The following is an 8,834-nucleotide window of genomic DNA, read 5'->3' on the forward strand; positions in this document are numbered from 1 at the left end:
CGTGGGCCAGCCGGAACTGATCTGGGATGTGCAGGCCGAACTGGGCGAGGGCCCGGTCTGGTCGGCGCGCGAGCGGTGCGTCTGGTTCGTCGACATCAAGGGGCGAAAGCTGCACCGCTATGGCGTCGACGACGGCTCGCAGCGGTCGTGGGCCACGCCGGATCAGACCGGTTTCGCCCTGCCGGCCGAGGACGGCTCCCTGGTCTGCGGCGTTCGCGGCGGTCTGTATCGGTTTGAGCCGGCGACCGGCGCATTCGATCTCGTCACCCCGGTCGAACAGGACCGGCCGCAGAACCGTCTGAACGACGGCTTCGTCGCGCCCGACGGGTCATTGTGGTTCGGGTCGATGGACGACAGCGAGCAGACGGTTTCGGGCGCTCTCTATCGCTACAGCCACGGCCTCATCACCCGCCACGACGACGACTACGGCGTGACGAACGGCCCGGTGCTGAGCCCTGACGGCCGGATGCTGTTTCACAACGACACGCTTGAGCGCAAGATCTACGCCTTCGACCATTCGGACGGGGTGCTGACGAACAGGCGCCTGTTCGCCGAGACGCCGGACGGATACTGCGACGGGCCCAGCATGGACGCCGAGGGCGTGCTGCACGTCGGTCTGTTCAACGGATGGGGCGTGGCGCGGTTCGGGCCGGATGGGACCCGGCTGGGCACGATCCGCTTCCCGGTCCAGACCGTGACCAAGGCCTGTTTCGGCGGCGACGATCTGAAGACGCTGTTCTGCACGACCGCTTGGCTCGGCAATGCGGACAAGCGCGCCGACCAGCCCACGCTGGGCGGGCTTTACCGGCTTGCGGTCGAAACGCCCGGCGTCGCGCCCTCGTTGTTCCGGTGGTGATGTCGGGCGATCCGTCCCGGCCTCACGACGCCCGGGTGTAGTCGGCCAGAAAGTCCTCATGCCGGGGCAGTCCGGCGGCCAGGTCCTGGATCACCCGGACCCACGTTGCCCGCCGCCCCGCTGACGCGGCGCTATCCGCAAGTCCTCGCGCTTGATTCACCACAGGATTATGAAGCTTAACGTCAGGGTGGAGACCGGATTGGATCAGAGGACGAAGCGGCGCCGCGTGGGCGGCCAGACGATCACCGACGTGGCGCGCCACGCCGGGGTCTCGCCTATGACCGTGTCCCGCGTAATCAATGGGCAGAAGAATGTTCGCGAGGCGACCCGCGAGCGTGTCGCCGAGGCGATCCGCGAACTGGGCTATTCGCCCAACGCCGCCGCGCGGAGCCTGGCCAGCGCCCGGGCCGTCAGCGTCGGCCTGCTCTATTCCAACCCCAGCGCGGCCTACCTGAGCGAGTTCCTGCTGGGCAGCCTGGACCAGTGCAGCCGCAGCGGGTTCCAGCTGGTCGTGCAGAAGTGCGATACGGAAGAGGCGGAGATGCGGGCGGTCGATCGCCTCGTCGCGGCCGGCGTCGACGGCGTGATCCTGCCCCCGCCCCTGTGCGACGCCCGCACCCTCGTCGAGGGCCTCAACGCGGCCGGCCTTCCCACGGTGGTGGTAGCTACGGGCGAGCCTCCAACGTCGGCCTCGGCGATCCGCATCGACGACTTTCATGCCGCCGAAGCCATGACCCGGCATCTTCTCGAGCGTGGGCATCGCCGGATCGGCTTCATCCGCGGCCATCCCAACCAGACCGCCAGCGCGCGACGTTACGACGGCTATGTGTCCGCCCTGAAGGCCGAAGGGATCGAGGTGGATCCGACTCTCGTGATGCAGGGCTTCTTCACCTATCACTCCGGTCGCGACGCGGCGGACCGGCTTCTGTCGCTCCCCGTCGCCCCGACCGCCATCTTCGCCAGCAACGACGACATGGCCGCCGCGACCATCGCCGTGGCGCATCGACTGGGGCTGGACGTCCCCCGCGATCTCACGGTCTGCGGCTTCGACGACACCGCCCTGGCCACCACCGTCTGGCCGGAACTGACGACGATCCGGCAGCCCGTGTCAGAGATGTCCCGCAACGCCGTCCTGCTGCTGGCCGAGGCCATCAGGCGGCGAGGCGCGGGAAAGGTCGCCAAGCCCGTAGACGAAATCGTGCCCTTCCATCTGGTTCTTCGCCAGTCCGACGGGCCGCCCCCTCGCCATGCGCCGAGATCGAAAAAGGCGTCCTGACCCCTCTGCGGCCTGCGGCGCCGATTTTCGTCCGCGCCTGATCTCTCAGTCAGCCCGGCAGAGGGTGTTCAGATCGGCGGGTATCACCGAGCCCGCCGGTTCGCCCGCATGGGACGGCAGGCCCACAGGATCGACCGCGAGCGGCGCTTTCACGTCGTCGGCAGAGAAGAGCGCGTTCCAGGGAGGCCCGCATGTCCGTCCGCGCCTCGACCGTTGAACCTTCATTCAGTCGGCCGCGCCGAGGCGATAAACCATCACATGCCGGTACGGTCGGTCCGGATCGACGCGAGCGGAGATGAAGGACGGCGTATTCGGCGCATTTGGGAATTTCTGCGGCTCCAGCGCTAGGCCGTCCCCCATCCGGTAGAGATGTCCGCCCTTGCCGACCAGGGTCCCGTCCAGGAAGTTGCCGGAATAGACCTGAACGCCCGGCTCGGTGGTCAGCACCTCGAGGACCCTCCCGCTTTCCGGGTCTTCCAGCCGCGCCGCGAGTTGCGGCTGGTCTGTCAGACCCTTGTCCAGGGCGAAGTTGTGGTCGTAGCCCCGGCCGACACGGATCTGTTCGTCACGCGCGTCACGAAGGCCGTCGCCGATGACGCGCGGGGTGCGGAAGTCGAACACCGAACCCTCGACCGCCCGCAGTTCTCCGGTCGGGATCAGACCGGCGTCCACCGGCGTAAAGGCCGCCGCCGGAATCGTCAGCCGGTGCCCTTCGACGCCGCCCGGGGCGCCCTCGCCCGCCAGGTTGAAGATGGCGTGGTTGGTCATGTTGACGATGGTCGGCGCCGAGGTCGTGGCGGCGAAGGCGATGGTCAGGGCCCCGGCCTCGTCCAGGCTGTAGGTCACGGTCGTCTCCAGCCGGCCCGGATAGCCCGCGTCGCCGTCAGGGCTGACATGGGACAGAACCAGGCGCGCCTCGGGGCCGTCTTCGACGGACTCGACCCGCCACACCACCTTGTCGAAGCCCTGACCGCCGCCGTGGAGGGAGTTCAGGGTGTCGTTGAGCGGCAGGGCATAGGTGCGGCCGTCCAGGGTGAAGCGTCCGCCCGCGATCCGGTTGGCGTAGCGCCCAACCGTCACGCCGAAATAGTTGGGATGATCTTCGTAGTCGGCCACATGGTCATAGCCCAGGACGACGTCGGCGATCCGGCCCTGGCGATCGGGCCCGCTCATGGACTGCAGGGTCGCGCCATAGGTCAGGATTCGGGCCGAAACGCCGCGCGCGTTGCTGAGGACGATGGCCTCGACGGCCGTTCCGTCCTTCAGGGCGCCGGCCGCCTCGCGTCGCGCCTCGGCCGCCGATGCGCCGTTCGCTCCCGCCATCCCGAGCCATATCGCCATGACCAGTCCCGCTCACCCATCGACATCCCCCGCTTGATCGCCGCGCTTGGCGATCGGTCGGAGTCTTACAATAGTCAGACAAATTAGGCTAGAAGAAGCGACCGTCTTTCACCCGACAGGCCAGCTCGGCAGAGGCCTCGGCGATCACGAACCAGCAGTATGTCGTCGACGGCGGCTGGACCTGAACTCCTGTCGGACGGACGGTGGCGCCATGAAAGTGACGGCTGCTGGATCGAAGATGTAGGGAAAGTTGGCCGGTCCCTTCAAACGCCGCGAGCGTCTGAAGGGACCGATGGTGGAGCTTAGCGGAGTCGAACCGCTGACCTCTTGCATGCCATGCAAGCGCTCTACCAGCTGAGCTAAAGCCCCGAACCTTTTCAGGTGGGTATCGCCGGGTTCTGGTGGCCCCCGGCGAGGCGGCGGAACCTATGTCAGGGCTTTTTGAGGATCAAGCCCGTGACCGGATTTATTTTCGCCCCCGCCGGGGGCGGCTTCCGGGCCTGTCCGGAACGGTCGAAACCGCAGCGGACAGGCCCGAAACCATCAGTCCTCGTCCTTGCCGCCCTTGACCAGATCCTCGTCGAAGGCGTCGTCTTCCTCATCCTCGATGAAGGGCACGGAATCGTCGTCGTCATCGTCGCCGAGGACGTCGTCGTCGTCACCGTCGGTCGTGCCCATGCCGGACTCGTCCTCGGGGCCGGCGGGCGTGTCATCGTCGTCGTCCGGGGTCAGGATCGGCTCGTGGCCTTCCTCGTCGATTTCCGGCGTGACGGCTTCGTCCTCTTCATCCTCGTCGTCGGAAACCTTCTTCTCCTCGACCTGATCCTCGGCGTCATCGGCCGGGTAGCCGCCCGGGCGGCCGCGGCGGCTGCGCAGCTTGATCGCCTCTTCGGGATCGAATTCGGTGTCACACTTGGGGCAGTGGGCGGGGCGGCGGTTCAGGTCGTAGAACTTGGCCTGGCAGTTCGGGCAGACCTGCTTGGCGCCGAGTTGGGGATCAGCCACGGTGGGAGAGCCTTTGAAGGTGGGGGGATTTCGGTCGCGTCCCTTGCCACTGTGGGGGCTCGCTGTCAAAAGCCGTCTTTCACGGCGCCCCGCGCTGTCTGTTCCCGATACAGTCGAACGGAGCCGCTGCGGATGCCTTCCGCCCCCCAACTGACCGCGCGTCCCGCCGGGCGAGCCCTGACCGGAACGGTGCGGGCGCCGGGCGACAAGTCCATCTCCCACCGCTCGATGATCTTCGGCGCCATGGCTACGGGCGTGACCGAGGTCGAGGGGCTGCTGGAGGGCGACGACATCCTGGCTACGGCCCGGGCCGCCGAGGCCTTCGGCGCGACGGTGGAACGGCTGGGCGAGGGCCGTTGGCGAGTGACCGGCCAGGGCGGGCTGAAGACGCCGGCCTCGGTCATCGACTGCGGCAATGCGGGGACGGGGGTGCGCCTGCTGATGGGCGCCGCCGCCGGCTATCCGATCACGGCGACCTTCGACGGCGACGCCTCCCTGCGCAAACGGCCGATGAAGCGGGTGACGGGGCCGCTGACCGAGATGGGCGCACGGTTCGACTGGGCGGCCGTGGAGGATCGGCTGCCGGTCACGGTGCACGGCGGAAACCTTGAGGGCATCGACTATCTGCAGACCGTCGCCTCGGCCCAGATCAAGTCGGCCATCCTGCTGGCGGGTCTCAACGCGACGGGCGAGACGGTCGTCACCGAGCCGGAGAAGAGCCGCGACCACACCGAACGGATGCTGCGCGCCTTTGGGGCCGAGGTCGGGGTCGAGCCCCTGAATCTGAACGGGGGCGGCGAGGGCTGGAAGATCACGCTCAAGGGTGGGCAGACCCTGACCGGCACGACCGTCTCGGTGCCCGGCGATCCGTCCTCGGCGGCCTTTCCCCTAGCGGCGGGGCTGATCGTCCCTGGATCGGTGGTGACGGTCGAGGGGGTGATGCTGAACCCGCTGCGCACCGGCCTGTTCGAGACCTGGATCGAGATGGGCGCCGACCTGACCATCGCCGACGAACGCGAGAGCGGCGGCGAGCGGATCGGCGACGTCACCGCCCGGCATTCGGCCCTGAAGGGCATCGTCGTGCCCGAGAGCCGCGCCGCCTCGATGATCGACGAATATCCGATCCTGGCCGCCACGGCCGCCTTCGCCGAGGGCGCGACGGTCATGCGCGGCGTGGGCGAGATGCGGGTCAAGGAGAGCGACCGGATCTCGCTGATGGTCAATGGGCTCAGGGCCTGCGGCGTCCGCGTCGAGGAGGAGGCCGAGGGCTTCATCGTCGCCGGCGGCCCCGTGCGGGGCGGGGCGACCGTCGCCACGGCCCACGATCACCGCATCGCCATGAGCCATCTGGTGCTGGGTCTGGCGGCGGAACAGCCTGTGTCGGTGCTCGATCCCGAGATGATCGCCACCAGCTTTCCGGGTTTTGTGGAGATGATGAACGGGCTGGGGGCGGAGATTGTCTAGATCAATGGGAAGCTGGCTTGGCGACTGGCTGTTCGATTTCCTGCCCGGAAACCGGCCGGTTCGGCCGCCGCCTCGCTGGAAAAGCGCAATCAAGCTCCTCGTTTCGAGCCTGTTTTGCCTGCTGTTCGTCCTGCTGCTTGTCGGGACGCTTGATGGCGAAGCGACGTTTCAGGGCGTGCTAGTGACCTTTGAGGAACAACCCCGTCGTATTATTGCGGCACGGATCTTAACAGGCGCCGTCGCTGGCTTCTTCGCGTGGGGCGGGCTGATCCACGCCCGTCGTCTGGTGGCCCCCGTTGGAACGGACGAGACGGCATGACCCAGTCCCTCGTCATAGCCGTCGACGGCCCGGCCGCGTCGGGCAAGGGGACGATCGCCGCGCGGCTGGCGCGCGAATATGGCCTGCCGCATCTGGACACGGGCCTGCTGTATCGCGCCGTCGGGATGAAGGTGCTGGCTGACGGCCATGATCTGGCCGACGAGGCGGCGGCGGTCGCGGCGGCCCAGTCGCTGGTCCCGACCGGTCTGTCCGACGACGAACGGCTGACCACGGGCGAGGCCGGAGAGGCCGCCAGCCGGGTCGCCGGCTATCCGGGCGTGCGGGCCGCGCTTCTCGACCTGCAGCAGGCGTTTGCGCGCCAGCCGGGCGGGGCGGTGCTGGACGGGCGCGACATCGGCACCGTCATCACGCCCGACGCGCCGGCCAAGCTGTTCGTCACCGCGACGCCGGAGGTGCGGGCCTCGCGCCGGTGGAAGCAGTTGACCGCGCGGGGCTTTGATATCGCCTATGAGGCCATGCTGACCGACATCCGCATCCGCGACGAACGCGACGCCGGCCGCGGGGCGGCGCCGATGGTGCAGGCCGAGGATGCGGTCTTGCTGGATACGACCGACCTGTCTATAGAAGCCGCCTTCGATGCGGCCCGCCGTATCGTCGAGGCGGCGCGCGCGAAACACGGTCTCTAGGCCGCTCTCGCAAATCCAACGCGCCTCCCTCGGCTTCCGCGGGCGTTCTGGCTTTACGGCCTCGCGTCAGACGACCGACTTCCTGAACCTCAACATCCACCTCGCGCGGGGACCGTCCGTCCACGCGCCACAGCCCTATCGGAATATATGACCGACACCCTGTCTCCTACCCGCGACGATTTCGCCGCTCTCCTCGACCAGACCCTCGGCGGCCGTGACCTCGGCGAAGGCCAGGTCGTCCACGGCCGCGTCGTCGGCGTGGAAAAGGACATCATCATCATCGACGTCGGTCTGAAGACCGAAGGCCGCATCGCCGCCCGTGAATTCGGCATCGGCGAAGGCGCCGTCATCCCCAAGGTCGGCGACGACGTCGAGGTCTACCTCGAGCGCATCGAAAACGCCCTGGGCGAGGCCGTCAACAGCCGTGACAAGGCGCGCCGCGAAGAAGCCTGGACCCGTCTGGAAGTCGTCTTCGCCGAAGGCCAGCCGGTCAACGGCGCCATCGTCGGCCGAGTCAAGGGCGGCTTCACCGTCGATCTGGGCGGCGCTTCGGCCTTCCTGCCCGGCTCGCAGGTCGACATCCGTCCGGTCCGCGACGTCGGTCCGCTGATGGGCAAGGAACAGCCCTTCGCCATCCTGAAAATGGACCGTCCGCGCGGCAACATCGTCGTCTCGCGTCGCGCCATCCTGGAAGCCGACCGCGCCGAACAGCGCACCGAACTGGTCGGTCAGCTGCAAGAGGGTGAAGTCCGCGACGGCGTCGTCAAGAACATCACCGACTACGCCGCGTTCGTGGACCTGGGCGGCATCGACGGCCTGCTGCACGTCACCGACATGTCTTGGAAGCTCGTCTCGCAACAGTCGCAGGTTCTCGCCGTCGGCGACACGGACAAGGTCCAGATCGTCAAGATCAACCCGGACACCCAGCGCATCTCGCTCGGCATGAAGCAACTGCAGTCGGACCCTTGGGACGGCGTGGAAGCCAAGTATCCGGTCGGCGCCAAGTACACGGGCCGCATCACCAACATCACCGACTACGGCGCCTTCGTGGAGCTGGAGGCCGGTGTCGAGGGCCTGGTGCACGTCTCGGAAATGTCCTGGACCAAGAAGAACATCCACCCCGGCAAGATCGTCTCGACCTCTCAGGAAGTCGATGTGGTCGTGCTGGACGTCGATTCGTCCAAGCGCCGCATCTCGCTGGGTCTGAAGCAGGCCCAGGACAATCCGTGGGACGCCTTCGTCGCCGCCCATCCGATCGGTTCGACCGTCGAGGGCGAGGTCAAGAACGCCACCGAGTTCGGCCTGTTCATCGGCCTGGACAACGACATCGACGGCATGGTCCACCTGTCGGACCTGGACTGGAACGTCTCGGGCGAGGAAGCCATTCAGCGCTACCGCAAGGGCGAGATGGTCAAGGCCAAGGTGCTGGACGTCGACATCGAGAAGGAACGCGTCTCGCTGGGCATCAAGCAACTGGGCGGCGATCCGATCGGCGAGGGCGACACCTACAAGCGCGGCCAGACCGTGACCGTCACCGTGACGGCCATCGAGTCGGGCGGCATCGAGGTCAAGTTCGGCGATGACGACGCCCCGGTCACCAGCTTCATCCGCAAGTCGGACCTGTCGCGCGACCGCAATGAACAGCGCACCGAGCGCTTCGCCGTGGGTGACCGCGTCGACGCCCAGGTCACCGCCGTGGACAAGGCCTCGCGCCGCATCTCGGTGTCGATCAAGGCTCTGGAAATGGCCGACGAGAAGGAAGCCATCGAGCAGTTCGGGTCGTCGGACTCGGGCGCCTCGCTCGGCGACATCCTGGGCGCGGCCCTGCGCGAGAAGGCTGGCAAGGAGTAATCCTTCCTCTCTTTCGTGACTGCGATCAGGCGGCCGGAGCGATCCGGCCGCCTTTTTGCTGGGTGAATCCCCGGA

8 protein-coding genes and 1 tRNA gene are annotated in these 8,834 nt (G+C 67.5%); 6 read left to right on the forward strand and 3 right to left on the reverse strand.

Translation table 11 applies throughout. From position 1 onward, the window contains the following. Position 1: 1 nt before the first annotated feature. Both ACT6QK_RS06515 and ACT6QK_RS06520 read left to right on the forward strand, forming a co-directional pair. A complete protein-coding gene (locus tag ACT6QK_RS06515; protein ID WP_444597005.1) occupies positions 2-856 on the forward strand; it encodes an SMP-30/gluconolactonase/LRE family protein in 855 nt (284 codons plus the stop codon). A 199-nt stretch (positions 857-1,055) separates the two neighbouring features. Beyond that, positions 1,056-2,132 carry a LacI family DNA-binding transcriptional regulator gene (locus ACT6QK_RS06520; RefSeq protein WP_444597006.1) on the forward strand — a complete coding sequence of 359 codons (1,077 nt, stop codon included), beginning with the start codon at positions 1,056-1,058 and terminating at the stop codon, positions 2,130-2,132. 225 nt (positions 2,133-2,357) lie between these two features. Here the strand turns inward: ACT6QK_RS06520 and ACT6QK_RS06525 are convergent, their stop codons facing one another. The 3 genes from ACT6QK_RS06525 to ACT6QK_RS06535 all read right to left on the reverse strand — a co-directional run bounded on the left by ACT6QK_RS06525 (position 2,358) and on the right by ACT6QK_RS06535 (position 4,478). Further along, positions 2,358-3,473: an aldose epimerase family protein gene (locus ACT6QK_RS06525; RefSeq protein WP_444597007.1), complete on the reverse strand. Its 1,116-nt coding sequence runs from the start codon at positions 3,471-3,473 to the stop codon at positions 2,358-2,360. Positions 3,474-3,766: 293 nt separating this feature from the next. Continuing rightward, positions 3,767-3,842, reverse strand: a tRNA-Ala gene (locus ACT6QK_RS06530). 174 nt (positions 3,843-4,016) lie between these two features. Then, complete coding sequence (locus ACT6QK_RS06535) at positions 4,017-4,478, reverse strand: TIGR02300 family protein (RefSeq protein WP_444597008.1); 462 nt, start codon at positions 4,476-4,478, stop codon at positions 4,017-4,019. 132 nt (positions 4,479-4,610) lie between these two features. On the opposite strand from ACT6QK_RS06535, the gene aroA reads away from it, so the two are divergent. The 4 genes from aroA to rpsA all read left to right on the forward strand — a co-directional run bounded on the left by aroA (position 4,611) and on the right by rpsA (position 8,759). After that, positions 4,611-5,942: a 3-phosphoshikimate 1-carboxyvinyltransferase gene (gene aroA / locus ACT6QK_RS06540; RefSeq protein ID WP_444597009.1), complete on the forward strand. Its 1,332-nt coding sequence runs from the start codon at positions 4,611-4,613 to the stop codon at positions 5,940-5,942. A 4-nt stretch (positions 5,943-5,946) separates the two neighbouring features. Continuing rightward, positions 5,947-6,261 carry a hypothetical protein gene (locus ACT6QK_RS06545; RefSeq protein ID WP_444597010.1) on the forward strand — a complete coding sequence of 105 codons (315 nt, stop codon included), beginning with the start codon at positions 5,947-5,949 and terminating at the stop codon, positions 6,259-6,261. Further along, positions 6,258-6,908 carry a (d)CMP kinase gene (gene cmk / locus ACT6QK_RS06550; protein ID WP_444597011.1) on the forward strand — a complete coding sequence of 217 codons (651 nt, stop codon included), beginning with the start codon at positions 6,258-6,260 and terminating at the stop codon, positions 6,906-6,908. Before ACT6QK_RS06545 ends, cmk begins: the two co-directional genes overlap by 4 nt. Positions 6,909-7,055: 147 nt before the next feature. Continuing rightward, positions 7,056-8,759 carry a 30S ribosomal protein S1 gene (gene rpsA / locus ACT6QK_RS06555; RefSeq protein WP_444597012.1) on the forward strand — a complete coding sequence of 568 codons (1,704 nt, stop codon included), beginning with the start codon at positions 7,056-7,058 and terminating at the stop codon, positions 8,757-8,759. The last annotated feature ends 75 nt before the right edge of the window (positions 8,760-8,834 follow it).

It is taken from the genome of Brevundimonas sp. (assembly GCF_052436175.1).
In the GTDB taxonomy this organism is placed as follows: Bacteria; Pseudomonadota; Alphaproteobacteria; order Caulobacterales; family Caulobacteraceae; genus Brevundimonas.

Bases quoted from the DNA above. Each gene is read 5' to 3' on its own strand.
- ACT6QK_RS06525 (WP_444597007.1), bottom strand. From the start codon at position 3,473: ATGGCGATATGGCTCGGGATGGCGGGAGCGAACGGCGCATCGGCGGCC.
- aroA (WP_444597009.1), top strand. From the start codon at position 4,611: ATGCCTTCCGCCCCCCAACTGACCGCGCGTCCCGCCGGGCGAGCCCTG.
- ACT6QK_RS06545 (WP_444597010.1), top strand. From the start codon at position 5,947: ATGGGAAGCTGGCTTGGCGACTGGCTGTTCGATTTCCTGCCCGGAAAC.
- cmk (WP_444597011.1), top strand. From the start codon at position 6,258: ATGACCCAGTCCCTCGTCATAGCCGTCGACGGCCCGGCCGCGTCGGGC.
- rpsA (WP_444597012.1), top strand. From the start codon at position 7,056: ATGACCGACACCCTGTCTCCTACCCGCGACGATTTCGCCGCTCTCCTC.